The sequence below is a fragment of the Streptococcus oralis genome (assembly GCF_019334565.1).
Taxonomy (GTDB): Bacteria; Bacillota; Bacilli; order Lactobacillales; family Streptococcaceae; genus Streptococcus; species Streptococcus oralis_CR.
In genome coordinates this window covers 442571-469368 of record NZ_CP079724.1, presented here as the reverse complement: position 1 = coordinate 469368, position 26798 = coordinate 442571, and the positions used below count along the sequence as shown (strand labels likewise).

At 42.0% G+C, this 26798-nt stretch carries 25 protein-coding genes, 2 tRNA genes, 2 pseudogenes and 2 other annotated features; of the genes and pseudogenes, 9 read left to right on the top strand and 20 right to left on the bottom strand.

Annotation, left to right across the window (positions count from 1 at the left end; genetic code table 11):
* Positions 1–7: 7 nt before the first annotated feature.
* The 7 genes from KX728_RS02465 to KX728_RS02435 form a co-directional block, all read right to left on the bottom strand.
* Positions 8–799: a DUF2785 domain-containing protein gene (locus KX728_RS02465; RefSeq protein WP_009014059.1), complete on the bottom strand. Its 792-nt coding sequence runs from the start codon at positions 797–799 to the stop codon at positions 8–10.
* Positions 800–929: 130 nt separating this feature from the next.
* The gene (pepF, locus tag KX728_RS02460) at positions 930–2726 is read right to left on the bottom strand and encodes an oligoendopeptidase F (RefSeq protein ID WP_215804909.1); all 1797 of its coding nucleotides are present in this window, start codon (positions 2724–2726) and stop codon (positions 930–932) included.
* Positions 2727–2736: 10 nt separating this feature from the next.
* Entirely contained in the window at positions 2737–3480 is a 744-nt protein-coding gene (locus tag KX728_RS02455) for a 16S rRNA (uracil(1498)-N(3))-methyltransferase (protein WP_219108667.1), read from the bottom strand.
* 1 nt (position 3481) lies between these two features.
* Positions 3482–4432: a 50S ribosomal protein L11 methyltransferase gene (gene prmA, locus KX728_RS02450; protein WP_215804911.1), complete on the bottom strand. Its 951-nt coding sequence runs from the start codon at positions 4430–4432 to the stop codon at positions 3482–3484.
* Between the two features lie 137 nt (positions 4433–4569).
* Positions 4570–4998, bottom strand: coding sequence for an NUDIX hydrolase (locus KX728_RS02445; protein WP_215804912.1), 429 nt, complete (start codon positions 4996–4998; stop codon positions 4570–4572).
* Between the two features lies 1 nt (position 4999).
* Complete coding sequence (locus KX728_RS02440; protein WP_215804913.1) at positions 5000–6067, bottom strand: M50 family metallopeptidase; 1068 nt, start codon at positions 6065–6067, stop codon at positions 5000–5002.
* Between the two features lie 18 nt (positions 6068–6085).
* Entirely contained in the window at positions 6086–6556 is a 471-nt protein-coding gene (locus KX728_RS02435) for a DUF3013 family protein (protein WP_000257122.1), read from the bottom strand.
* 115 nt (positions 6557–6671) lie between these two features.
* Here KX728_RS02435 and KX728_RS02430 point away from each other — a divergent pair, with 115 nt between their 5' ends.
* From KX728_RS02430 to KX728_RS02415, 4 genes are all read left to right on the top strand, one after another.
* Positions 6672–7943, top strand: coding sequence for a replication-associated recombination protein A (locus KX728_RS02430; protein WP_215804914.1), 1272 nt, complete (start codon positions 6672–6674; stop codon positions 7941–7943).
* A 264-nt stretch (positions 7944–8207) separates the two neighbouring features.
* Positions 8208–8280, top strand: a tRNA-Lys gene (locus KX728_RS02425).
* A gap of 354 nt (positions 8281–8634) precedes the next feature.
* The gene (locus KX728_RS02420; RefSeq protein WP_000672740.1) at positions 8635–9150 is read left to right on the top strand and encodes a DUF308 domain-containing protein; all 516 of its coding nucleotides are present in this window, start codon (positions 8635–8637) and stop codon (positions 9148–9150) included.
* A 62-nt stretch (positions 9151–9212) separates the two neighbouring features.
* Positions 9213–9285 (top strand) — tRNA-Lys (locus KX728_RS02415).
* Positions 9286–9423: 138 nt separating this feature from the next.
* On the opposite strand, the gene KX728_RS02410 is transcribed toward KX728_RS02415, so the two are convergent.
* On the bottom strand, positions 9424–10512 hold the full coding sequence (locus KX728_RS02410; protein WP_215804915.1) for an AI-2E family transporter: 1089 nt from the start codon (positions 10510–10512) through the stop codon (positions 9424–9426).
* 9 nt (positions 10513–10521) lie between these two features.
* Complete coding sequence (locus KX728_RS02405) at positions 10522–11811, bottom strand: hypothetical protein (RefSeq protein ID WP_084878804.1); 1290 nt, start codon at positions 11809–11811, stop codon at positions 10522–10524.
* An 803-nt stretch (positions 11812–12614) separates the two neighbouring features.
* On the opposite strand from KX728_RS02405, the gene KX728_RS02400 reads away from it, so the two are divergent.
* The 4 genes and pseudogenes from KX728_RS02400 to KX728_RS02385 all read left to right on the top strand — a co-directional run bounded on the left by KX728_RS02400 (position 12615) and on the right by KX728_RS02385 (position 15870).
* Complete coding sequence (locus KX728_RS02400) at positions 12615–13046, top strand: Rrf2 family transcriptional regulator (protein ID WP_000379854.1); 432 nt, start codon at positions 12615–12617, stop codon at positions 13044–13046.
* Positions 13047–13136: 90 nt separating this feature from the next.
* Complete coding sequence (locus tag KX728_RS02395; RefSeq protein WP_215804916.1) at positions 13137–14141, top strand: NADP-dependent oxidoreductase; 1005 nt, start codon at positions 13137–13139, stop codon at positions 14139–14141.
* 13 nt (positions 14142–14154) lie between these two features.
* Positions 14155–14990, top strand: a pseudogene (locus KX728_RS02390) (alpha/beta fold hydrolase).
* Between the two features lies 1 nt (position 14991).
* Positions 14992–15870 (top strand): SDR family NAD(P)-dependent oxidoreductase, encoded by an 879-nt coding sequence (locus tag KX728_RS02385; RefSeq protein ID WP_215804917.1) that lies wholly within the window; start codon positions 14992–14994, stop codon positions 15868–15870.
* 157 nt (positions 15871–16027) lie between these two features.
* Here the strand turns inward: KX728_RS02385 and KX728_RS02380 are convergent, their stop codons facing one another.
* Positions 16028–16483 carry a GNAT family N-acetyltransferase gene (locus KX728_RS02380; RefSeq protein ID WP_215804918.1) on the bottom strand — a complete coding sequence of 152 codons (456 nt, stop codon included), beginning with the start codon at positions 16481–16483 and terminating at the stop codon, positions 16028–16030.
* Positions 16484–16552: 69 nt separating this feature from the next.
* On the opposite strand from KX728_RS02380, the gene KX728_RS02375 reads away from it, so the two are divergent.
* Positions 16553–17212: a prepilin peptidase gene (locus KX728_RS02375; protein WP_215804919.1), complete on the top strand. Its 660-nt coding sequence runs from the start codon at positions 16553–16555 to the stop codon at positions 17210–17212.
* Here the strand turns inward: KX728_RS02375 and trpA are convergent.
* From trpA to KX728_RS02325, 10 genes and pseudogenes are all read right to left on the bottom strand, one after another.
* Entirely contained in the window at positions 17184–17960 is a 777-nt protein-coding gene (gene trpA / locus KX728_RS02370; RefSeq protein ID WP_215804920.1) for a tryptophan synthase subunit alpha, read from the bottom strand. The genes KX728_RS02375 and trpA overlap by 29 nt on opposite strands.
* Complete coding sequence (gene trpB / locus KX728_RS02365) at positions 17953–19176, bottom strand: tryptophan synthase subunit beta (protein ID WP_000331263.1); 1224 nt, start codon at positions 19174–19176, stop codon at positions 17953–17955. Before trpB ends, trpA begins: the two co-directional genes overlap by 8 nt.
* Complete coding sequence (locus KX728_RS02360) at positions 19154–19753, bottom strand: phosphoribosylanthranilate isomerase (protein WP_049484654.1); 600 nt, start codon at positions 19751–19753, stop codon at positions 19154–19156. Before KX728_RS02360 ends, trpB begins: the two co-directional genes overlap by 23 nt.
* Positions 19740–20507, bottom strand: coding sequence for an indole-3-glycerol phosphate synthase TrpC (gene trpC, locus KX728_RS02355; RefSeq protein ID WP_084944995.1), 768 nt, complete (start codon positions 20505–20507; stop codon positions 19740–19742). Before trpC ends, KX728_RS02360 begins: the two co-directional genes overlap by 14 nt.
* Complete coding sequence (gene trpD, locus KX728_RS02350) at positions 20504–21508, bottom strand: anthranilate phosphoribosyltransferase (RefSeq protein WP_215804921.1); 1005 nt, start codon at positions 21506–21508, stop codon at positions 20504–20506. Before trpD ends, trpC begins: the two co-directional genes overlap by 4 nt.
* A 10-nt stretch (positions 21509–21518) precedes the next feature.
* Positions 21519–22085, bottom strand: a complete 567-nt coding sequence (locus tag KX728_RS02345; RefSeq protein WP_215804922.1) for an aminodeoxychorismate/anthranilate synthase component II — start codon at positions 22083–22085, stop codon at positions 21519–21521.
* Positions 22082–23443 carry an anthranilate synthase component I gene (gene trpE, locus KX728_RS02340; protein ID WP_215804923.1) on the bottom strand — a complete coding sequence of 454 codons (1362 nt, stop codon included), beginning with the start codon at positions 23441–23443 and terminating at the stop codon, positions 22082–22084. The genes KX728_RS02345 and trpE overlap by 4 nt, the downstream gene beginning before the upstream one ends.
* A gap of 377 nt (positions 23444–23820) precedes the next feature.
* Positions 23821–24046: a binding site (T-box leader), on the bottom strand.
* A pseudogene (locus tag KX728_RS02335) lies at positions 24043–24276 on the bottom strand (tryptophan synthase subunit beta); the annotation flags it as partial. (Overlaps the previous feature by 4 nt.)
* Positions 24277–24395: 119 nt before the next feature.
* Positions 24396–24621: a binding site (T-box leader), on the bottom strand.
* A gap of 40 nt (positions 24622–24661) precedes the next feature.
* A complete protein-coding gene (locus KX728_RS02330) occupies positions 24662–25891 on the bottom strand; it encodes a DegT/DnrJ/EryC1/StrS family aminotransferase (RefSeq protein WP_042902634.1) in 1230 nt (409 codons plus the stop codon).
* Between the two features lie 42 nt (positions 25892–25933).
* Positions 25934–26626 (bottom strand): sugar transferase, encoded by a 693-nt coding sequence (locus KX728_RS02325; RefSeq protein WP_000922225.1) that lies wholly within the window; start codon positions 26624–26626, stop codon positions 25934–25936.
* Positions 26627–26798: the final 172 nt, after the last annotated feature.

Here is a 26798-nt window from a genome sequence, read left to right as displayed (position 1 = left end):
CTTATCCTTAGTACTGAAAAGATTGAATAGCTTCTTTCAAGTCATCTTGTAAAAGTTTATGACAGTCTAGTTGAAGGTAAGTTTCCAGCAAACAGGATCTGAAGTTGGAAAATTTATGGAAATCATTTACTTCTTTCAAGGGAAATTCGACTGTTTGCAGCCAAGCAGTGAGGAGAGACGATTCGATTTTCCCTCGTAAGATTGGTTCATAAAGTACTCTCGCTAACCGCCAATCTTCATCATTTGTAAAACGAATCTCAACACGTTTAAAGATTTTCCCAATGATTTCAAATGCTTCGGCTATATCTGACTTTGGAAAGCTAGGATGGCATATAACTTCCGTCAAGAGATCAGCCCCATGCGCAAATGCGTGGATCCACCCAAACTGATGAGAGTAACCCGTCGTCTCTTTTTCCTTTGTAAGATAGTGTAAGCCTTGATCTAGCATGGTAATCCTGATAGGAGAAGACAATTGCTGGTAATAAAGTGATTCCTTAGTACCATCGCAGGACAGTAGATTGGCATAAATAAGCGCCCTAAAAGAACGTTTAAGAGCCGAGACCCCTCTACTATCAATTTCTTTGTATAGACCTTCATCAGAGGAAACCCCTTCTGAGATAAACTGAAACTGCTCAAGGGAAAACAACTCTTCTTGAAGGCCCCTAGCTAAACTCGTAAAAACAAGTTCGTCTCGAATTTCTGGAGAGGGATCTCCCAAATGCTCAAGCAGCCACTGAATTTCTTCTCGGCTATAGCTTGGTTTTTCTTCTGTCACTTTTCTTTGTAATTCTTTATGCATCTTATGCATCTAAAGTACCTCTGGATTTCTAGTAACTTATCAAAAAGTCATCCGAAGATGACTTTCTGTTCTTTAAAATCCGAATTCAGCACATACTCTATAGTAGGTTTAATTCTGACATCCTGTTTCTTTACTCTCCCAACTCAGCACTGTAGGCAATAATCTGGTCAACTGTGTCTGACAGGAATTGGATGGTATCACGGAGTGGTTTGTCTGTTGAGATATCCGCTCCGATAATCATGGCTGACTCAAGCGGTGTCTTACTACCACCTGATTTAAGAAGATTGAGCCAATCTTCAGCTCCGGTTTCTGAATGTTTCAGATGGAGGTAGCCAGCTGTCGAGATGACAAGACCAGCAGAGTAGGTGTAGCTATACAAGCCCATGTAGTAGTGAGCTTGGCGCATCCAAGTCAAGGCCGCATCGTCGTCAATTTCAATGGCATCTCCCCAGAAATCTGTCAAAACTTCCTTCATAATGCTGTTGAGCTTGCTTGCTCCAAAGGTCTCCCCTTCTTCAATCAATGTATAAACCTTACGCTGAAAGGCTGCTTCCAAGAGGTGGGTGATGAAATTATGGAAGTAGGTATCTGTCAAGCGGTGAGCAAGGGCAAAGCGTTTTTGACGAGGATCATCAGACTGGTGCTCCAAGTAGTCACTGAGAAGCAATTCATTAAAGGTTGATGGCGCTTCGACGTAGTAGGTCGACATGTGGGCATTGAAGTAACTTTGGTGATTATCTGAAAAGATAAACTGACCAGAATGCCCGATTTCATGAATCAAGGTATAGACATCGCTCAAACGGCCTGTCCAGCTCATGAGGACATAAGGGTGCACGCGATATGGATCCGCCGCATAACCACCAGAATCCTTGCCACTATTAGCAGCAAAGTCCACCCAGCGTTCTTCTTGATAGCGCGCAACTTCCTGACAATATTCTTGTCCCAAAGGTTCTACTGACTTCATGACCAAATCATAGGCATCATCAATAGTCACTTCAGGATTCAGGGCGCTGTCCAAGTCCAATTTCCAGTCTGCAAAGGTCATCTTTTCAAGACCATTCACCTTGGCAACATGCTTGAGGTATCTCTGAGCAACTGGTGCAAAGTCCTTCATGATGAGGTCAATCTGGCGGTCAAACATGGCACGGTCCACTTCTTGCTCAGCTAGAAGATAATCAAAAACCGAGTCGTAGCCCTTCATATCAGCCAAGAGTTTTTCCGACTTGACCTGAGCTAAGTAGGCTGCCGCAGCCGTATTTTGGTGCTTACGAAGTCCCTCTGAGAAGGAACGGAAAGATTTCTCACGAACTTCAGCGTCCTCGTGGTTTTGGTAGAAATTTTCATAGGTAACAAAGCTGTTTTTATATGTCTTGCCATTGACTTCAAAGTCAGCCATTTCAAAGTCCCCAGCTCGCATCTTAGTATAAATATCCTGTGGACTGTAGAAAACTTCACCCAGATTTGTCAAAGCCTTCTCCACATCAGCCCCTAGATAGTGGGCTTTTTTGATTTTAGCCTGACGAATGGCTGCCGTCAAATGTGGCAATTCACCCAAACGGTCCAAAACTTCCTCGTCTGCTGCCACCAAGGCGTCGTCAAAGAAGGTCAAGGCTACGCTGGCATCTGTTTCAAATTCCATCCCAGCTTGGGCAATATTGGCAAATTCTTCATTGCTATAGTCTGTCGTCTGAGGCATAAAGGCGTAATTGCCAATATGGCTCATCTGAATATAAATTTGTTCCAATTCCTCAAAGGCCTTCTCAAAATCCTCAAAAGTGTGAAGATTACCCTTGTAATCACGGCTAAATTGGTTGATGTCTTCGCGCGTTTTCTCGATTGCACGCAAGAAATCCTCACGGTCTTGGTATAGGGCGGTTAAATCCCAAAGTTCCTTTTCTGGAAATTCTGAACGGTGTTTTTGTTCCATTTTCTTCCTCTTATTTCTCTAATTCTACTAAAACACTAAGGGCTGATAAGGCATAAAGCGGGGCTGTTTCCGCTCGAAGAATCCTTGGACCAAGTCCTGCAAGAACAGCTCCTTTGGCTTCAAAACTTTCAATTTCTGCAGGTGAAAGACCGCCTTCTGGGCCAAAAATAAAGAGCAATTTGGCTCCTTTTTCAAGACCAGTGACTGCTTGTAAGAGCGCAGCAGCTTCTCCCTCTTTTGCTGATTCTTCATAGGCCACTACAATAGAGTCAAACTGGCCCAGCTGAGCTAGAAAATCTGCTTTTTTCTCGAAAAGCTGGATACTTGGAACGATATTACGCTTGCTTTGCTCTGCTGCTCCAAGGGCGATTTTTTCTAGTTTTTCAACCTTTTTACCCAATTTCTTGCCATCCCACTTGGCAACGGACCAGTCGGCAGGAAAGGCCCAAATCTGTCTGGCACCCAGTTCGGTTACTTTTTGAGTGATAAACTCCAGCTTGTCCCCCTTGGGAAATCCAGATGCAATTGTCACTCGAACGGGCAGTTCCACATTGTCAGCTAATTCTTCAACCAATTCAAACTGACGTGCTTCCACATCAAGCACGCGCGCCAAGCGCTTGACGCCATCATCAAAGACTAAGGTCACCTCATCATCTTCTTTCAAGCGCATGACCTGAAACATATGCTTGCTGGTTTCCTTGTCCTCGATGGTGACAGGAGAGACTGCATTCCCCTTGACAAAATACTGCTGCATGCTATCCTCCAATCACACCGGAAATATCCTTGGTTTTCTTAAAGACACAGGCATTCCATTCCCCTTGAACCATGTGAGTTTCGAGGAAAAATCCAGCTGACTCAGCCGACTGGCGTACCATGTCCCACTTGTCCTTGATAATCCCACTCATGATGAGGTAGCCTTCATCCTTGACCAAGCGATAAGCATCATCCGTCAGATGAATGAGGATATCCGCCAAGATATTAGCTACAATCACATCTGCCTCAATCTCAACTCCCTTAAGCAAGTCTCCTGCTGCTACATGGATGTTTTCCATGCCAGGGTTTAGCTCAATATTTTCCTGAGCAACACGAACTGCCACATCATCCAGGTCGTAGGCAAAGATTTCCTTGGCACCAAGAAGCGAGCTGGCAATAGAGAGAACTCCTGAACCAGTTCCCACATCCAGCACCGTTTCGCCACCACGAAGGACCTGCTCCAAGGCAAAGAGGCTCATCTTAGTGGTTGGATGGGTCCCCGTACCAAAAGCCATACCTGGATCCAGCTTGATAATCTTTTCCCCAGCAGTCGCCTCATAGTCCGTCCAAGAGGGAACGATGGTCAAATCATGAGTGATACGAGCTGGTTCATAGTATTTCTTCCAGTTGTCTGCCCAGTCTTCCTCAGCCAAGGCAGTCGTACCCATTTTTACCTCTCCCAAATCCATAAAATCAGTTAGTTCCGCGAGACGGGCCTGCAAGTCTGCCTCAACCGTTGCTATATCAACCGTATCAGGGTAATAGGCTGTCACTACGATTTCTTCTTGCTGCTCAACCTCTGGGAAAATCTCGCCGAAACGATCCACATTTCCCACATAGTCCATGCTGTCTTCAATCGCAACACCTTGCGCTCCCAGCTCAATCAAGAGATTAGAGACTAGCTCCTCTCCCTCACGCTTAACTGTAACTTTTAACTCTTGCCATGTTTCCATATTTAAGATACCAAGCCCGTAAAACACAAAACCAAAATAGGAAATTCTCTGAAGACGCTTGTGTCTAAGAGAAGCTTATCTTTTTGGCAGAGTGTTTAGGGCGGGTTCAGTTTAGAAATTTAACTGAACCATCCTTTCTAATCACTTACTTTTAAATAATCTTTTAATCTCTCCTGCAACTGAGGTACAACTTGACTGGAGCTAAGAAATTCCTCGACATTCATCAACTGATAGGCCTGATCTTCATCTCCAAATACGATACTGTCAAATTGGTCCTGTGTCAACTGACCGACTAGAAATACAGATTGTTTATCCGCAAAAAGCATACTTGGATAAACCTTACTCCAAAGCAGACAATCCTCAGTCAGATGAATTCCCAGTTCTTCATAAACTTCACGCGCCACGCACTCAAAAGGACTTTCATCCCCTTCGCGTCCCCCACCGGGCAGTTCCCACATATTGGGCCAGGGAATGCTTGCCTTATCATCGCGTAAGATGACCAGTAGCTTATCACCACAAAATAAGGCAATCTTGCAACCTTGGAAATCAGTAAGTTCTATTTCCATATTAGACTCCTTCGGTTAATTCCTTTTCCAGCTCAGCTAACCAGTTTTGATAATAGCTTTTCTCATCCCGTAACATCCGACTGCTATTCATTTTCTGTCTAGCAATCTTCATAGCCTTGTGAGTTTGAACTACATCTTTCTTTACCTTAAATTGATACCAAGCTTGAATGACCTGCATATCTGCTGTTTTTAGAGATAAAAAGGATTTGACTCCTCGAATACTTGCATATTCTTCCGCCTTCTTATTATCTCCTTCCATCAGAGCAACTTGAAGAAGGTATAATTGAGAACTAGTTTTAGACATTGGATTGTCTGTTTTATCTAACACAGACTGAAACTGTTGCTTTGCAAGTTCTATATTATCATCCAATATGAATACCAACCCCTGAAGAGTCTGAACACTTTCTGCAAAACTCCCTCTCACCTCCTCATCAACAGGCATGATAAAGTCTTTTAAATCATATTCTTGAGGAGCTAGCAAGGTCTGGGCAGAATGCCTCAACATCAGGTAGGCGTATTTCGTATTTTCAGGGTGTTGTAGCAATTCCCAAATTTTTGCTCCATCGGTGATGCCGACTGGCAAAATGTTATTTAGGAAGAAAGACAAATTAAGAAAAATCCAAGTCCCTGCAAAATACCAGCTTCTTGTCAAAAACCCAAACACTATCGCCAATAATATCAAGCTGAGATGAACCATCAAGCCTCCTGAAAGCATCAGGATGATGCTTTGATCGCTTTCATCCTCTTTTAAACCAATGTATTGAGCACCAACATTTTTCAGAATGGCTGTTCTACTAAGACGAAACTTGCCTGATTTTTTGGTCAAAATAAAATGTCCTAATCCAAAAGCCACCAGCCGATAGCCTGTCAAGTAGCCACAAAAAGCATGTCCCAGCTCATGAAGAATAAAGATTAAATACATGCTTAGAAGAGCGAAGGCATAACCAAAAGTAAAGACTAAAACTGCGGAATACCCCAGCTCTGCAAATGCGATTGTTCCACAAGCAAAAGCCAGCATAATAAAGACAACAGCTAGCACATAAACCAAATAAATCCCAATTTTCTTCATAAAATCTCCAACCAACTCCTAGTATCTCGGATAAGGATAAAACTCTCCCTCTTCCAAGCCTACTTTTCCTTCTTCAAAGACTTCTTGGTTCCATTCCATGACAAATTCTTCTGCTTCTGGGTCTTCCAAAAAGTCCATGAGGGCATCTAGTCCAACCTCGGCAGTGTCTTTAAGGAATAGAGCAAAATAAGCTAAAAATTCACGAGAAAAACCTTTTTTAGGTAGGTAAGGAATGACAGTCAAATAGTCTTCCTCATTGACTGTTGACTTGGCAGGATTGTAGAAAAGGACTGCTTCTTCAAAGAGGATATCGTCTGATGATACCTCTCCGTCTTCATCTACCATCTCCACACCTGCAGCGTTTTGCGCTTCCAATAGAAAACTCACTTCAACCGCGTGGTTACGCTTGTCCCAACTAATCTCAAAGTCAAAGGGAAAATTCTTCTCCAACTCTTCCTCTAAAACATCTAAAAATCCGTATGTTGCCATTTTGTCCTCTTTCTATGCGACTCTTTAATCGCCCCGATTGCTCGGAAATATGCTAAAATAGATACTACCATCTTACCACATATACATCAGAAAATCCACGTTAGAAAGGACTGCTATGCCAGACAATCTCGCACTTCGCATGCGCCCTAAAACCATCGATCAGGTCATCGGTCAGGAACATCTGGTCGGACAAGGAAAAATCATCCGTCGCATGGTGGAAGCCAACCGCCTGTCCTCCATGATTCTATATGGACCTCCTGGAATCGGCAAGACCAGTATTGCTTCAGCCATCGCTGGGACTACTAAGTATGCCTTTCGAACTTTCAATGCGACAGTTGATAGTAAAAAGCGACTGCAAGAAATTGCGGAAGAGGCTAAATTTTCAGGTGGACTTGTACTACTCCTTGACGAGATTCATAGACTAGATAAAACCAAGCAAGACTTCCTCTTGCCTCTCTTGGAAAGTGGACTGGTCATCATGATTGGCGCTACAACTGAAAATCCTTTCTTCTCTGTCACTCCTGCCATTCGCAGTCGCGTTCAAATTTTTGAGTTGGAACCTCTGTCTAACCAAGACGTCAAAGAGGCCCTGCAGATAGCTCTAAATAACCCTGAACGTGGTTTTGATTTTCCAGTAGAACTAGATGAGGATGCGCTGGACTTCATTGCCACCTCTACAAATGGAGACCTGCGTTCTGCCTTCAACTCACTGGACTTGGCTGTTCTCTCTACCCCCGAAAATGACAAGGGAATCCGCCATATAACTTTGGATATCATGGAAAATAGCCTGCAGCGGAGTTATATTACCATGGACAAAGATGGGGATGGACACTACGATGTCCTCTCAGCCCTGCAAAAGTCTATCCGTGGCTCAGATGTTGATGCCAGTCTTCACTATGCTGCCCGCTTGATTGAGGCTGGTGATTTGCCAAGTCTCGCTCGTCGTTTGACTGTTATCGCTTATGAAGATATCGGCTTGGCCAATCCTGAGGCCCAGATTCATACCGTAACTGCTCTAGATGCTGCACAAAGGATTGGTTTCCCAGAAGCCCGCATTCTCATTGCCAATGTCGTGATTGATTTGGCCCTTTCTCCAAAATCCAACTCAGCCTATGTAGCTATGGATAAGGCGCTTGCCGACCTCAAAACATCAGGGCACTTGCCTATTCCGCGACACCTGCGTGATGGGCACTACAGTGGAAGCAAGGAACTGGGGAATGCCCAAGACTATCTCTATCCACACAACTATCCTGGAAATTGGGTCAAGCAAGACTATCTACCAGAAAAAATCCGCAATCATCACTATTTCCAAGCAGAAGATACTGGTAAATATGAACGGGCTTTGGCTCAAAGAAAGGAAGCTATCGACCGTTTGCGAAAAATCTGAAATCCTTTTCAAAAAATTGCACTTTCCTCTTGATTTTTTTTGAAAAAGTGGTATTATATAAACATAGAAACGCTGTGGTGTACGACTTCACACTTAAGTGTTGACCGACTATTTTTTGTATTATTAGGGAAACAAAAGTCTTCTAACAGCATGTAGGCCGTCTCACACGGAAACAGCTTCAGTTAGAGCGAGTTGCCCACCTGCTTAATTGCGCGGGTTCAATACAAACCGTGAAGTTTCGGCACCAATACAGCTTTTTTCTTTGCCTCCTTAGCTCAGCTGGCAGAGCAGCGGACTCTTAATCCGTGGGTCACAGGTTCGATCCCTGTAGGGGGCATCTAAATACAACAGGAAAAAGCCTTGTAAATCAAGGCTTTTTTTGCTTGTCTATAACTGATTTACCCCATCATTTGTCCCACATTTTAAATCTATCTTTTCTTTTTGAATCAAATTACATCTTTACAAATAGTGTAAAGCCAGTTACTTTTGCTTTGATGCCATACAATATTTTCATGTAGAGAAGACAAATTTTATCTTCTCTTTTTATTTTCAAAATAATAAAAACTGATTTTCTTTTCATAAATCAGACTGAAACTTCCAAATTTTCCATTTTGTTTATTGACATTTCCTCTAAAAAGGTGTATAATATTTTTATTATCAAACTATACTATACTATATAGGGGGTATTGAAATGAAATTTTCTAATCGTTTACTGCTATTCCTTGCAGGAGTTGTTTTTGTCCTTTTAGGACTTTTCCTATTTACAAACCCAGTAGCTAATCTTGTTGCTTACAGCTGGTGGATTGCATTTGGTTTACTGGTTTCTTCTATAGCAGCTATTTTAGGCTATTTCTCTGTACCAAAAGAGCTTCGCTCACCAGCTCATCTTTTCCAAGGGATTGTTAATCTTCTCTTAGCTCTTTACCTCGTTGCCTATGGCTTTGTGACGCTGCCAGTTGTCATTCCAACTATTTTAGGAATTTGGTTAATTGTAGAAGCCATTATAGTTTTCTTTAAAGGCAATCGTTTGGGATTGATTTTCCCTATTATTGGCAACCATATCATGTGGATAGCGTTGCTTGCATTTTTACTAGGTCTAGTGATTTTGTTCAATCCAGTAGCTACAAGTGTCTTTGTCGTTTATGTCGTTGCCTTTGCATTTTTAATTGTTGGTTTCACCTATATCCTTGATGCCTTTCGTAAATAATCTAGCTGCCATTTTGGGCATATTAAAAAAGCTGGGAAGTTACATTCTCAGCTTTTTCTGTTGCTTCCTTAGCTCAGTTGGTAGAGCAGTAGACTCTTAAGCTATGGGGCGCAGGTTCGAGCCCTGCAGGGGGCATCTAAATCAACAGAAATAAGCCTTGAAACCAAGGCTTTTTTTAACGTCTAATAGCTTTTTGTAGAAAAGTATTTAAAAATAAAAGAGAAGAGAATCTCTCACTCTCTTCTCAGTATATCTTATTAAATTTAGTTTTTCTTAATCTACCTGATTTTCCTTTGCAACGACAAATTCTTTAACCAGTCGATAGATAACAGCAAATACGGGGGTAAAGAATATCATTCCAAGTAGTCCGAAAAGATTCCCTCCGATACTAGCAGCCGCAAGCGTGAAAAGGGCTGGTAAGCCAATAGATTGACCCACAACTTTGGGATAGATAAGATTTCCCTCAATCAGTTGTATGATTTGATAAAGAACAATAGAAAGTAAGGCTTGACTTGGACTTACTGTAAAGATAAAAATCGCTCCCAGAATACAAGCAATCATAGGACCAACATAAGGAATGAAAGACAGTACTCCTGCAAATATACCTGTCATTACCCCATAAGGTAGTCCAAACAGGCTGTAGCCAACCGCTATCATAACTCCTATGATGACTGCTTCAATCAGCTGACTCATCAAAAATTGGTCATAAGTCTCTGGTGCTACTTGTCCAATGTAAGTTAACTTTGTCACCACTTTCTCTGGAAATATAACTTTTAGAAGTCGACTCGTCATCGCTGCCAGATGTTCCTTACTGGATAAAAATAAAAAGGTAAATACTATAATCAGAAAGGCATTCATTATACTTGAAAAAATATTTCCTATATTACTAGTCAGACCGGATAAGAAGGTTATCAAAGCTTGACTAATAGAGCTAGACTGTCCCTGAATTCCTGATACGAGAGTTGACAGCATGTCTTTGGTTACAAATTCCGAGCTGTCTAGCAATTTCCTAAGTTGAGTCAGGACTGTTGAAAGGACTGCTCCCAGCTGACTAATAGTCTGAGCAAGGGTTGGAAGCACCAAAACCAAAAGACAGATCACGATTAAGATAAGAGATAGGAAAACAAGCACCATAGCAATCGGACGGCGCAACCCTGCCTTTACCTTCATTTTAACTAGGAATTCTTCAATTTTTTTCATGGGAACATTGAGCACAAAAGCAATGACAGCACCATAAATCAAGGTAGAAGTTACTTCAAAGAGAGATACTGTCCCTGATATAAAGCTTGATGCATTCAGAATTACAAGAGTAACCAGCCCTATAAAAAGTATTAACGGGGTGTATTTTTTTACTAAATTCATAAATTTTCCTTAATAAACATGTTTAGATACGACTATACTATTTGGTTTTTCAAACTCTCGGTCAAGGTAAGCTTGGTAAGTTCCTGGTGCGATAAATCCTTTGGGTGAGAGGATATCTGTTCCAGCCTGACCGACTATGGTATCTGCCAAGAGCACACAATTTGTGGATAAGACAAAGTAGGATTTAAACTTAGATTTGATAAATTTATAAAGTTCCCCATCCGTCTCATGTCTGATTTTATAAGCGTAGGTGTAGTCTTCCTTACCATCACCTGTCGTGATTTTATCCGCACTTGGCTCCCATGGAATCGTCAGTTGTTTCAATTCAGTCAACTTTTTTTGAATTGCTTTTTCCATTTCAGGTGTCAAATCTATTCCATAACCAAAAAGTGTTTTTTGACTCTCACGTTTACATAGATCAATGTACTTATCGCGGTCACAGAAATATAAGACACCATCTCCTACCATACCAAATAAGGTCTCAGATGACGGATCATAGTTGCCATAAGAAATAACACGGCCCTGATAGAAGATATCCACATGACCAATAGCTGAAAACAGGGAGGTCTCAGCTGTATGAACAAAAATTTCTAGCTCTGCTGTCTTACCAGACTTCACTATTCCAAGATGGATATCTTCTTCCTCATCAGCATTTTCCAGCATAAATTTGTTAACTTTTGCTAAAGTTCTTGCAGGGATGAGAGCGGCTAGGACAATAGGTAAGCTAATTCTAATACGACGTTTGAGATGGTTTTTCCCAATTTCCCCTTCAAATAAGAAACCGTCACGGATATTGGACAGACCATAAAGGAAAAAATAAGCCCCTAAAACAAAGAGTTGAAAGACAGAATTTCCCGTAGAGGACAAAAGACTAGCTCCACCAAGAAAAACTAGTAGAATACCATCTAGTAAGAGACGAAAACGAGGTCGAATATTATTTTTACGGTAGAGAACATAGGTGACAAGATTAATCGTGGCCCTAAAAATCTGATAAACTCCAATCACAAGAGCCAGAACATAAATCGGTATATCAGTCGCAAGATTAGAACCTAGCAAATATCCCAGCACTAACAATTTAACCAGTGCAACTCCCAAGGTATCCGTTGACTGGCTTTTTTTGAAAACTCTTAATAGCAAATCTACGACCGTTGCTATCCAAGCTAAAAACAGAACCAGGCGAATAACTGTTACTGGCAACCAAGTCCCCGTGACCATCAAGATGAGACCTAGCAGAACAAACAAGAACCCCTGAGCAAGTAATTTCTTACCTGTCAGACCTAAAGATAGAATTTTCGCCATATAAAAACCTTTCAACAATAAAAATTAAACACTCCGATTAAACTGACTAGTAAATAGCCAACACTACAAACAGCCTGTGCCAGCAACATATGGTGACTAGAAATGACTGTAGTAATGTCACCATCTTGTCTTATGCACTTCTAAAATTTGTTATATTGATTAGAAACCAGAGCTTATAAAAACTAGCTAAACTCGAGAGATAGACACAATTGCGACGAAAAAATGTATAACCAATTCAACTTGTTAAGGTAAGAAAGCATTATTTCCAATCTATTAATTATTCATCTATTACCTATTATGACACAATATTCCCTATAGTTCAACTTTTTACTTGTTTTTATATTACACGGACTAAAAAGTTTTCAACAGTTGATTGCATTTGTTTTAATAAGTTTTAACCTTTCTTGGTTAGATAAAAAAAGAACCATACAGTTTAGAATCTGTATGGTTTTTGCCCCACTTTTGTCCCATTTTTAAATCATGACATTGAAAATACCTAAAATCACTTATATTTCAATATTTTTAATTGCTCTCAATATGAAAGTCCTTTCCAAATCCCTGTAGGGGGCATCTAAATACAACAGGAAAAAGCCTTGATTTACTAGGCTTTTTTGTGTATCTGTTCTACTTTTGTTCTACCAATGGATAGTAAAGATATAATTTTGTGAACACCCTTTCCAGACAGCTCTAATCTGATTGCACTTAAAATTTTAAAAAATTTAAAACAAAAGTCTTGCTTTTCTTTTTATTTTTGATATACTTGTTCTTGTACCTGATACAGGTTTGTCAAAAGAGGAGTTCAGATGGATACAAAATTCTCAGTTGCTTTGCATATCTTAACAATGATTAGTGAAAGCAAGGAAACCTTAAGTTCTCAAGCATTAGCTATTAGTGTTGGGACTAATGCTAGTTACATTCGAAAAGTGATTGCCTTATTGAAAAATGCAGATTTGATTCATTCCCAGCAAGGAAAAACAGGTTATCAACTCAGTAAGTCTCCAAAGAAAATGACTTTACTAGAGATCTACTATGCTACTCAAGAAATCAATCACATTAGTTTATTCCCTGTTCATCAAAATAGCAATCCTGATTGCCCTGTTGGAAAACATATCCAAGGAGCAGTTTCACCGCTTTTCGCTAGTGCCGAATCTCAATTAGAGAAGGAATTAGCAAATCAAACTTTAGAAGATGTCATTGACAATCTATATAAACAAGCTAAACAAGTCCGAAACTGATTTGATAACAAGTCAGTTTTTACTGGAAATAACATATACTTGTATCAGATACAGGTATAAAATCTTATAGAAAAAGAAAAGAGAAATCACATGAAAGCCGCACAACACACTACTTATAACAAAAACAATATCACACTGAACATCACAGAAATCGCTAAACCAAGTATTACAGACAAACAAGTCTTGGTGAAAGTCACCGCAGCCGGTGTTAATCCTCTCGATAACATGATCTCTCGTGGTGATGTCAAGATGATTGTTCCTTACAAACTTCCTCAAACTGCAGGTAACGAGGTCGGTGGGATCATTGAAAGCATTGGCAAGCAAGTTGACAACTTTCAGATAGGAGACCGTGTCTTTGGCCGTCTGCCACTTGATCATATCGGCGCCTTTGCAGAATACGTAGCTGTCGATAGCCCAGCCTTAGCCAAAGTTCCAGACTATCTATCAGACGAGGAAGCTGCTGCTGTTCCTCTTACTGCCTTGACCATTATGCAGGCTCTTGACCTCATGGACGCTCAAGCTGGGAAAACGATCTTTATTTCTGGTGGGACTGGAGGAGTTGGTGGAATGGCCATTCCGATTGCCAAGGCCAAAGGTTTGAAGGTCATTACCAATGGAGCTGGAGATAATGCTGAGCGTGTATTGAACCTAGGAGCAGACCGCTTTATCGATTACAAAACAGAGGATTATACAAAAACTGTTAGTGAGGTGGATTATGTCCTCGATACACTTGGTGGGGCTGAAACTGAAAAACAAATGTCTATCATGAAAAAAGGTGGGCATCTTGTTTCACTTCGTGCCATGCCAAACGGTGCCTTTGCCAAACGCATGAATCTAACGAAATGGAAACAGATGATTCTTGGCTTAGCAGGTCGCAAATTTGATAAAATAGCAGAAAAATATGGCGTTTACTACCATTTTATCTTTGTAGAAAGCAATGGTGCTCAATTACAAGAGGTAGCTGACCTCTTTAGTAAATTAGAAATCAAACCCTCTATCGATACAGTTTACCCATTCGAACAGGTAAATAACGCCTTAGACAAGGTCACTAATGGTCGCTCACGTGGAAAAACAGTCCTCAGCTTTAAGAAATAAAAAGGAAAACACAATGTCATATCTTACTACAAAAATCAATACATCACAGTCGTCGGGAACAAAATCGCTTATCGCGAACTTAGTAAAGGCAAATCAAAACTACCTCTTCTGATGTTAGTCCATTTGGCAGCAACTCTAGATAACTGGGATCCTAAACTCTTAGACTTGATTGCTGAAACGCACCATGTCATTGTAGTCGATCTTCCTGGAGTCGGAGCCAGTCAGGGCAAAGTTGCTCCGACTATTCCTGGAATGGCTAAGCAGACAATTGACTTTGTAAAAGCGCTTGGTTACGATAAAATCAATCTTCTTGGCCTTTCTATGGGAGGTATGATTGCCCAAGAAATCATCCGAATCAAGCCTACTCTAGTCAATCGTTTAATCTTGGCTGGAACAGGACCTCGAGGTGGAAAAGAGGTCGATAAGGTCACAGGGAAAACCTTTAGTTATATGTTTAAAGCTGGACTCGAGCGCATCGATCCTAAACGCTATATCTTCTATAATCATGATGATCAAGGGAAAATTGAAGCTTTGAAAGTCCTAGGACGAATGGGGATGAGAACAAAGGAATTTGCGGATAAAGATATGAACCTATCAGGATTCCTAACTCAACTCAAAGCTATTAAACGTTGGGGGAAAGATTCTCAAGACGACCTAAAATTTATCACCCAACCAACCTTAATCGTCAACGGGGATAAGGATATGCAGGTTCCAACGGAAAATTCTTACGATATGCATGAGAAAATAAAAGATAGCAAGCTGATTATCTATCCAAATGCTGGTCACGGTTCGATTTTCCAATATGCAGACGAATTTTCAACAGAACTAATAGCTTTCTTAGAGGACTAATATGGTCAAAACCATTCTAATAACAGGTGCTACTGACGGTATCGGTAAACATTTGGCAAAGAAATTGGCTAGCCAAGGGTATCATGTTATCCTCCATGGTCGAAATCCTCAAAAACTTGAGCTGGCACTTCAAGAGGTTCGCGCAATTTCCTTGAGAGGCCGAGTTTCTAGCTACTTGGCAGATTTTTCTAAATTAGATGATATTTATCGATTTGTAGAGAAAATCAAGCGAGACTTTCAAAGTATTGATGTCTTGTTTAACAATGCCGGACTGTATGCTGGAAAAGAACGAAAAGCGAGTGCTGAAAATGTCGAGTTGACCTTTATGTTATCTGTTCTGGTTCCCTATATTTTAACAACTGAGCTAAGTCCCTTGTTAGAAAAAGCGGCTGACGGCCGTGTCATTAATACTTCTTCCTATATGCATCATTTTGCCAAGGTCAAGGATTTAGACTTTGGATTTGAGAACAACTATAATCCCGGATTGGCCTATAATAATTCCAAACTTTACACTATTTGGATAACACGCTACCTGGCAAGAGACTTCTTTTTAAGAGGTTCAATCATCACCATCAATGCCTACCATCCAGGCTTGATTTCAACCAACTTAGGGAATGATTCCAGTGATGAAAAGACGAAAAAGTCTCTCTTCGGACGCTTGATGAAGTCATTTTCCAAAAATCTAGACGAGGGAATTGAAACAGGCTACTATCTTACATTGTCAGAAGAAATCACTGATTTGACTGGCTACTATTTTGATGAGAAGAAAGTGAAATCTGTATCTGAAAAAGGCTATACTTTTGAGAAAGCTCGAGATTTAATCACTTACTGTATTGATAAAATTGAGTTGTTTAAACAGAAATATGTTGAGTTTGATTAAAAATTTAATACAAGAGGAAGACTGGACAGGAACTCAATTTCAGGAGAAAACGAAGTAAATCTTCCCAAAATGAAACGTATAATATCAAGGTTATTAAAAACTGGATACTATGCGTTTTTCTGATTTCAAAGACTTTTCCTAGCCTCTTTTTTGCTTCCTATCTCCCCTTTTTCATAAGGTATTTTCGTACAGGTGCTTCAATGGTTTGAACGATTTCAAATCCTTCTTTTTGATAGAGGTGCTTGGCTGCTTGATTTGCCTCGAAGACATTTAGAGAAATACTATCTATGTCTCCATTTTTAAAAGCCAAACTAACAAATTTTCTTAAAGCCTGGCTACCTAAGCCTTGCCCCTGCTTCTGAGGGTTGATAAAAAATCTCCCGATATGAAGATTCCTGTCTTCTAGCCTGATTTTCTGGATAAGCCCCACAAACTCTTGTCCATCAAAGATTGAAAAGATTCCTTCCAAATCTTGCAAGATTTGAATTGTCAAGGGAAAAGGAATCATTGTTCCCATCCATTGTTCTTGAAAGGATTTGCCAAGGGAGTTAGACCATTGGCATACGAGCTGAGCATTTTCTGTGCTCACATTTTCTTCAAAACGAATTGTCATCTTGACCTCACCATCTTATCTATGTTTCTCCATTATACTACTTCTCCTATTTTTTACGAATAGATAAGTATGATTGATCTTTATTTTTTTCTTGTCGGGAGCATTCTCGCTTCTTTCTTGGGTTTGATCATTGACCGTTTCCCTGAGCAATCCATTATTCGACCGGCTAGCTACTGCAATTCCTGTCAGACTCGCTTGCGACCCTTAGATTTGATTCCTATCCTTTCGCAGGTCTTCAATCGCTTTCGCTGTCGCTACTGCAAGATTCGATATCCATTCTGGTATGCCCTCTTTGAACTCGGCTTAGGAATCCTCTTTCTAGCTTGGTCTTGGGGCTGGATTTCCTTGGGTCAAGTCATCCTCATCACTGCTGGTTTGACCTTGGGCATCTACGACTTTCGCCATCAGGAATATCCCTTACTAGTCTGGATGACTTTCCACCTAATCCTCATGGCTTTCTGTAGTTGGAATCTGGTTATGGTCTTCTTCCTTATACTTGGAATCATGGCCCATTTTATCGATATTCGCATGGGCGCAGGGGATTTTCTCTTTCTAGCTTCTTGTGCTCTCATCTTTAGCGCGACAGAATTACTCATCTTGATTCAGTTCGCTTCTGCGGCAGGCATTCTGGCCTTTCTCCTGCAAAAGAAAAAGGAAAGACTTCCTTTTGTGCCTTTCCTCTTACTTGCTACTTGTGTGATTATTTTTGGTAAGCTACTGCTTGTTTGATAAAGTCCTCAATCGGCTCTCCTTGGTGGAGAGCTTTTACAATTTTCGAACCGACAATAACACCATCTGATACCGCATTAAAGCGTTCGACATCTGCTTGACTAGATACGCCAAAACCTGTCAAGACTGGGATGTCAGCTACTTGATGCAATTGTGCCAAGTGCTTGTCCAAGTCTGCGCGGTAATTTCCTGATTTCCCTGTCACCCCATTGATAGCAACGGCATAGACGAAGCCTTCTACTCCCTTGATCAACTCTTTCTGACGCTCAATCCCTGTTGTCAAACTTACTAGGGGAATCAAGGCGATATCTGTGTCTACCAAAAATGGCTCTACAAAGTTGGCATGCTCATGAGGCAGGTCTGGGATAATCAAGCCCTTAACTGCAGTATCTGCCAGATCTTTGACAAATTTGTCCACACCGTACTGAAAAAGGGGGTTGAAGTAGGTCATGATGACCAGTGGCACCTCAGTCTGAATGGTTTTCAAGGTTTCAACCAAAGCCTGGGTAGAAGTCCCATGAGCTAGACTGCGCAAACCTGCTTCTTCGATCACAGGTCCATCTGCAACAGGGTCTGAAAAGGGAATACCCACTTCAATGGCTGAAACACCCAAATCTTCTAAAAAGTGGATTGTTTCATCGAGACCATCCAAACCTTTCTCATGGTCTCCAGCCATGATATAGGGAACAAAAATTCCTTTTCCTGCTGCTTTGATAGCATTCAATTTTTCTGTTAAAGTCTTAGGCATGGGCTTCTCCCTTCTTTGCTGCATCTGCTTCCAAGCGGTCTTTGACTTGAACTACATCCTTGTCCCCACGACCGGATAGGCAGACAATCATTGACTTGTCTGGACCAAGTTCTTTGGCCAATTTCACTGCGAAAGCAATGGCATGGCTAGATTCCAAGGCTGGAATAATCCCTTCCACGCGAGACAAGAGTTGGAATCCTTCCAAGGCTTCCTCGTCCGTCACAGGAACATAGCTGGCACGTTTGATATCGTGGTAGTGAGAATGTTCTGGGCCAATACCAGGATAGTCCAAACCGGCTGAGATAGAAAAGGCTTCTAAGATTTGTCCATGTGCATCTTGGAGCACATCCATAAGCGAACCGTGGAGAACACCTGGACGACCCTTGATCAAGGTAGCTGCGTGGTGCTCCGTATCCACACCTAGTCCTGCTGCTTCAGCCCCATACATAGCTACAGACTCATCTTCTACAAATGGATGGAAGAGACCGATAGCATTAGAACCACCACCAACACAGGCTACTAGGGCATCTGGCAAATCTTGACCTGTCAAGTCACGGTACTGTTGTTTAGCTTCTCGACCAATCACACTTTGGAAATCACGAACGATTTCTGGGAATGGATGAGGTCCCAAGGCAGAACCAAGGATATAGTGGGTATCGTCGATATTAGCCACCCATGAACGAAGGGCTGCATTGACTGCGTCCTTGAGCACACGCGAACCATCTGTCACTGCCTCAACTTTGGCTCCCAAAAGCTCCATACGGAAGACATTAAGGGCTTGGCGTTTGACATCTTCCTCACCCATGTAAATGGTACATTCCATGTTAAAGAGAGCCGCAGCCGTTGCAGTTGCCACACCGTGCTGACCAGCACCTGTTTCAGCGATAATCTTCTTTTTGCCCATACGTTTAGCCAGAAGAACCTGTCCCAAGGCATTGTTAATCTTGTGGGCCCCTGTATGGTTGAGGTCTTCACGCTTGAGATAAATCTTAGCTCCACCGATATGCTGGGTCAAGTTTTTTGCGTAGTAAAGGGGAGTTTCACGTCCTACATACTGGCGTAAGAGCTGGTTTAATTCCTCTTGGAAACTTGGGTCCGCCTGACTTTCACGATAAGCCTTCTCCAACTCCAAAACTGCTGTCATCAATGTTTCTGGGACGAAACGTCCGCCAAATTTTCCGTAAAATCCATCTTTATTTGGTTCTTGATATGCCATTCTTTGCCCTCTCTATAAATCTTCTAATCTTTTCCTGATCTTTTTGTCCATCTGTCTCCACTCCGCTCGATACATCGACTGCATAGGGAGTAAAGTGTTGAATTGCTTTTGCTACATTATCCTCATTGAGCCCACCTGCGATAAAGAAAGGCTGAGCTAGTTCTGCCGTATCTAGTTGACCCCAGTCAAAGGTCTGACCACTCCCTGCCACAGGGGCATCAAAGAGTAGATAATCCGCCTGAGAATTGGGGACATGACCATTTCCATCCACCTGCACAGCCTGAATACTGGCACAAGATAAATCCTCAAACAAAGCATCCGCCACCTGACCATGAACTTGAACCAAGTCCAAGCCAACCTTTTCAATCGCTTCTAGCAGTTGAGCTCGACTTGGTGAAACAAATACACCAACCTTTTTAAAGTTGACAGGAATGAGCTTTGCCAGCTCAGCAGCCTCTTCCAAGGTCACCTGCCTTTTACTAGGTGCGAAGACAAAACCGATGTAGTCTGCCCCTGCTGATACGGCTGTCTCTACCGCTTCTTTGTTCGACAATCCACAAATCTTAACCTTTGTCAATCTGCAACTCCTTAATTCTCTGGGGCACATCCTCTGCCTGCATGAGAGCTGTTCCCACCAAAATTCCGTTAAAGGATTCTGCTACTCGTTCTGCATCCTGCCCTGTGAAAATAGCCGATTCAGAAATATAATAGCGACCTTCCTTAAAGTACTGGGCCAAGTCTACACTAGTCTGCAAGTCAACTTCAAAGGTAGTCAAGTTGCGGTTGTTAACCCCAATAAACTGAGCACCCAGTCTGTGGGCCACCTCTAGTTCAGCTAGATTGTGAGTCTCCACCAAGACTTCCAGACCAAGCTCTGTCGCGTAGTCATACAGTTCCTTGAGGCGTTCTTCTGACAAGGCAGCTACGATGAGCAAGATAACTGTCGCGCCGGCATTGCGAGCACGGATGATTTGCTTTTCATCGATGATAAAGTCCTTGTTGAGCGTTGGAATGTTTACCTGACTAGAAATCTCCCGCAGATAATCCAAATGCCCTTTAAAGAAAACCTCATCTGTCAAAACCGAAATCATCACTGCGCCGTTCGCTTCATAAGTCTGGGCCTGTTGCACAATATCCACATCGAGATTGATATCTCCCAAACTAGGGCTAGCCTTCTTGACCTCAGCGATTACCTGTAAACGATCCTGGTGATTCTTCAAAAATTCTGCCAAGCGATAAGTCTGGCGCAAGGGCTGGACTTCCTCCAGCTCCATCTGCTCGACTTCACGCGCCTTCTGCTCCAAAATTCGTGCTAAAAATTCCTGACTCATTTTTGGTACTCCTGTAACAGTCTGAGTTTTTCAAGGGCCTTGCCACTAGTAATCACTTGACGAGCCAAGGCAACTCCTTCCTTGATACTAGCTACCTTACCATTAGCATAGAAACCAAGGCCAGCATTTAAAACTGTCGTTTCCAAGAATGGACTTGGTTCGTTTTGAAGAACACTAAGCAAAATCTCTGCATTTTCCTGAGCATTCCCTCCACGGATATCTTCGATAGCGTAGCGTTCCATCCCCAAATCCTCTGGAGTGAAGCTTGACAAGGTGATTTCGCCATTTTCAAGAAGAGCAATCTTGGTTGTTCCGTTCAAGCCAGCTTCATCAAGACCTTCTGGTCCAGCAACCACAACGGCACGTTTGCGACCCATATTTTTCAATACCTGAGCTGTACTTTCTAGCAGTTCTGGACGACTAATGCCAAGCAACTGTGTTTCCAAGGCCATTGGATGAATTAGTGGACCAGTCAAGTTCATAATCGTTGGAATTCCCAACTCCAAACGAGCGGGCATGATGTATTTCATAGCTGGGTGCATATTTTTAGCAAAGAGAAAGACGATTCCAGTTTTATCGAAAACCTTACCTAGTTCAGCTGGTTTGAGATCTAGGTTGATACCCAATGCTTGAAGGACATCTGCCGAACCCGATTTAGAAGAAATCGAACGGTTACCGTGCTTGGCCATATGAATGCCGCCGCCAGCCAAGACAAAGGCTGCAGTTGTGGAAATGTTAAAGCTGAAAGACTTGTCTCCACCAGTACCACAGTTGTCCATGGCATCATGAATCTCAGTTGGAATGTGTTGAGCATGCCCTCTCATGACTTGGGCAATGGCTGTGCGTTCTTCCGGTGTTTCCCCCTTCATCTTAAGGGCCAAGAGAAGAGAAGCAATCTGCGCTTCGGTTACACGTCCAGTAACGATACGCTCGATGACATCCGTCATTTCCACACCTGATAAATTTTCAAATTTTGCTAATTTTTCAATAATCTCTTTCATATAGGCAACCTCACTTTACAACCTTCTCAATAAAATTCCGAATAGAAGACAAGCCATCTGGCGTTCCGATACTTTCTGGATGGTACTGGAAGCCATAAATCGGCAGGCTTTTGTGTTGAATTCCCATAATGGCTTGGTCATCAGTCGAACGAGCTGTCACTTCAAAGCCTTCTGGCATTTCTTCAATCAAAATACTGTGATAACGCATGACTGGACGACCATCCTCAATGCCTTGATAGAGAACAGATGGCGTTTCAAAGCTGATATTGCTCTGTTTCCCATGCATGACTTTTGGAGCCAAGCCTAGCTTGCCACCAAAGACTTCTGCGATGGCTTGGTGACCCAAACAAATACCTAGAATCGGCTTCTTACCTGCAAAGTCACGAATCATGTCTTCCATCTTTCCAGCATCAACCGGCCAACCAGGACCAGGAGAAAAGACCAGACCATCTGCTTTTTCAGCTTCTTCATACAGCTTAGGATCATCATTTCTCAAGACCTGTACTTCTGCGAAATTCCCAATGTATTGCGCCAAATTATAGGTAAAAGAATCATAGTTGTCAATCAATAAAATCATGGTCTTAGTTCTCCAATTCTAGTCATAGATTTAGCCTTGTTAATGGTTTCTTGGTATTCGTTTTGGGCGATGGAGTCATAGACAATCCCTGCCCCAGCCTGCACATAGGCTGTTTGATTTTTGAGAATCATAGTTCGGATGGCGATAGCGAAATCCATATCACCCGTCGCAGACAAGTAGCCGATTGCTCCTGCGTATACACCACGTTTTTCTGTTTCCAGTTCATAGATGCGTCTCATGGCCCGAATCTTTGGTGCTCCTGAAACTGTTCCAGCTGGAAGTGTAGCTTTCAAAGCATCCATGGCAGTGAGTTCTGGAAGCAAACGTCCCTTGACCACGCTGGTCAAATGCATGACATAGCGGAAGAGCTCCACTTCCATATACTTGGTGACTTGAACACTAGCAGTTTCAGAGATGCGACCAATATCGTTACGCCCCAAGTCTACCAACATCCGATGTTCTGCTGTTTCCTTCTCATCAGAAAGCAGGTCAGTCGCCAAGGCCTTGTCCTCTTCATCCGTAGCCCCTCTTGGTCGCGTACCTGCAATCGGATTGGTTGTCACGATGCCATTTTTGACAGAAACCAAACTTTCAGGACTGGCACCGATGATTTGATAATCCCCAAAATCATAGAAATAGAGGTAATTAGAAGGATTAGTCACGCGGAGATTTCTGTAGAAGTCAAAAGGATTTCCAGTAACTTCTGTTGAGAAACGCTGACTGAGCACGCATTGGAACATATCACCATTACGAATCAAGTCACGAGCGGTTTCCACCATTTGCTCAAACTTCTGAGGAGCGATGTGCGGTTTGAAGTCTAGCGGAGATAAATCCAAGTCTTCAAATTCATTTGGAGCAGGAATGCGTAATTCCTCCAGCACTTGCTTCAAGGCTTCTTCCAAATCTTCTTGACTGCGATCACTATAGAGAGCATCCTCGATGACATGGATTTTTTCCTTCTTGTGGTCAAAGACCATATAACTCTCATAGACAAAGAAATGCATATCTGGTGTCCCAATGGTATCTTGAGGGATTTGACCGATTTCCTCATAGAGCGAAATCATATCGTAACCAACAAAACCAATGGCTCCCCCACCAAAAGGTAGATCTGAATGGTGCTGGCTCTTATGAGTCACTTCATAAAGGTAATCTAAGGGATCCCTATCAATCACTTGACCATTTTGATAAAGGACTCCATTTTCAAACTGAATCTCAAAAACAGGATTATAGGCTAGGATAGAAAAACGAGCGGTTTCCTTGTCTCTCGGAATACTTTCTAAGATCACCTTGTGTTGCCCCTTTAGGCGCATATAAGCCAAGATTGGTGATAAAACATCTCCATGAATGATTCGTTCCATTGTAATTTCCCTTTCAGTTTCTTATTTTTAATTTTTGGTCTTTTTTCTATTTCCCTTAAATAGTGCGGACGGGAGGTAAAATTATCCAGTGGATGATTTTAGAAATCCATGAAATGAAAGACCTAATTTTCGAGCTCCTCGCTCATTCATTTCTAGGCTCAGGCTAAAATAGTTCCCCAAACTATTTTACTCTCAAAAATTCCGTTCTAGAGAAGCATCTTTGCTTCTCTAGAATACCACTATAGCGGGAAATAGCGGGTCAATGCTCACTTCGTTAGCAAATATTTTATAGAAATCTATCTAGTGATGAAGCATAATTTAAAACTGATAGCCATATCTACGATAAATATATAAAAATCCCCACGCAAAATAACTTGCGTGAGGACGAAATTCGCGGTGCCACCTCAATTATAGGATTTCTCCTATCTCTCATTCCTGTCTCAGAACTTTCCTATAACAGGCTGTGCGATAAAGGGCACTCCCTTGAGAATTATGTTTTCTTCTCTCGTTTCAGATGGACCCAACCTTACAGCTTTCTCTGCTTGATTCCAGCAACCACAAGCTCTCTGTGAGAGAAAAGACTGTAATTTTTCCATCTTTTATTTTTTAGCTTCTAGGTAGTCTGCAATCGCAGCTACGTCCTTGTCTCCACGACCAGAGACATTGATGATGATAATCTCATCTTTACTTAGTTTCGGTGCACGTTTAACCGCTTCTGCGATAGCATGCGAACTTTCAATCGCTGGGATAATCCCTTCTGTCTTGCTGAGAAGGAGCAAGGCTTGAACAGCTTCTTCATCTGTCGCTGCTACGTATTCTACACGGCCTGAATCGGCTCCGGTACAAAACTACCACCAAATTGTCCAAAATAACCTTTAGTTGTCATAAAATTTTTCCTCTTTCAGTATTAATTTAAAGATATGAAAAAAGCCCACACACAGAAAACAATCTGTGTGAGGGCGTTGGTAACGCGGTGCCACCTCAATTATAAAGGGACTATTCCCCTTTACATCTCTACCTTGTCTAACAACAAGTTGCACTGTAAGGTGTGCGCACCGAATTTTCATTGTTTCAAATTCATTTTTAAAATCAGCCCACTTTCACTACTTCCAACCACCTGTTCACAATCACCACAGGCTCCCTGAAGATCAAAAATAGTTACTTTTCTGATTTGTTGAGAATATTATATGCTATTGTCCGCTTTTTGTCAAGATTTTTTTATGATTTTTTTCCTGATCCGAGGATTTCTTCAGAAATTCTCACCAAAGTCTGAACGATGTAATCAACTTCTTCATCGCTTAATTTAGTGTGAAGAGGGAGGGTAATTTCGTTTTCAAAGAAGGCATAGGCTCTTGGATAATCTGCCATATCAAAACCAAGATTCTTATAGGCTGTCAAGAGAGGAAGCGGTTTATAGTGTACATTACTTGCAATTCCTGCTTTGGCCAATTCTTGGATGATGAGGTTGCGTTCTTCTAAACTTGCTCCTTCTACATGGGTGATGTAGAGGTGGCGTGAAGATTCGACAGTATCAGTCTTGTGTGCCAGTGGGTGAATACGAGTACCCGCAAAACCACGATCATAGCGGTCCACGATGTCCTTACGACGTTGTAGCAAAGCTGGGTAACGGTCCAATTGTACCAAACCAATCGAAGCCATGATATCCGTCATATTGCACTTGTAGGCTGGTGTAACGATATCGTATTCCCATGAACCCAATTGCATCTTGGCAAGAGCATCCTTTGTTTGACCGTGAAGGGAAAGGATTTGAAATTCCTTGTACATCTCTTCGTCGTCAATCGCTGGATTGGCTTTCCAAGTCGCACTTCCTCCCTCAGCCGTTGTAAAGTTCTTAACGGCATGGAATGAGAAGGAAGTAAAGTCAGCGATAGAACCAGCTGGTTGCCCTTTGTAAGTAGATCCCAAAGCATGGGCACTATCAGAGACAATCACGATACGGTTAAAGGCCTTTTGCCACTTGCTAGCAGCTGTAAAGAGGTCACGTTTTTTCTCCACGACTTGGAACAAACGGTCATAGTCGCAAACAATCCCTGCAAGCTCAACCGGAATAATCACCTTAGTTTTCTCAGTAATAGCTTGCTCAAGCAAGTCATAGTCCATTTCAAAAGTATCTGCTTGAATATCCACCATGACAGGGGTCGCTCCCACGTGTGTGATGACACTACATGAAGCTGTATAAGTCATAGCTGGAACGATGACTTCATCACCAGGTCCCACTTCCAAAACACGCAAAATCAACTCAAGAGCTGCAGTCGCAGAGTTGAGGCAGACAGTCTTAGGTGTCTGTGTGTATTGAGACAAGCGACGCTCCAGTTCTTTTGTCTTAGGACCTGTTGTGATCCAACCAGAGCGCAGGGTATCCGCTACTTCAGCAATTTCAGCTTCGGTAATATCGGGTGGTGAAAATGGAATATTGTAATTTGGCATTGATTTGCTCCTTTTATCTGTACTCATTTTCTCATGACTACTTTATTTTAGCACTTCAAACACGGTTTGAAACATAATTTTGATGTCTCCAAGGAAACTAAACTCTCGGAGATAGGCGAGGTTATAGCGCATCTTTTCAGGAAGGACATGTTCGACATAGGCCTGGTCAACCGACAAGCCTTTCTCCGTCATTTGACTGATGATGGTGTCCTCATCCTTGTAGTTGATGCTGGCTGGAGAGGTGATTCCTGCTGGCAAGAGCAAGGTCGCCATCATTTCAGGGCTATACTGCTCGGTGTAACGTGGCACCTCAGGTCGTGTGCCTACAAAGGACATTTCGCCTTTAAGGACATTGACCAGCTGAGGCAGTTCGTCCAAACGCACACGTCGAATGAAATTTCCCACTTTGGTAATGCGGCTGTCGTTAGCAGAAGTCACCAGACTTCCTTTTTTATCCGCATCCGTCACCATAGTACGGAACTTCCAAATCTTGAACGGACGGTTGTACTGGGTCACGCGCTCTTGCTTGTAAATGACAGGTCCCTTGCTATCCAACTTGATCCAAATGCTCAAGATAAGAAAGATGGGAGAAGTCAAAACTAGCAAAAACAGGGCCAGAACCCAATCCAGGCAACGCTTGAAAATCAGCGAACCCTTCCTTTTAGAGACAAGCTGGTAGTAAGACTCAACCTCGCTTGATTGCATTTCCACGGGCAAGTCTTCCCATTTCAGCATGCTGTTTCTCCTTTGTTTTTATTATACTATTTGTCAACATTTTTCATTATACCACAAAATGGAAAAGGCGGTGCAAGAAATCTGTGATTTGAAGAATTTCCTTCTTATACTCAATGAAAATCATAGTGCAGCTTTGAGGTTGCAAATAAAGCTGACATGGTTTGAAGAGATT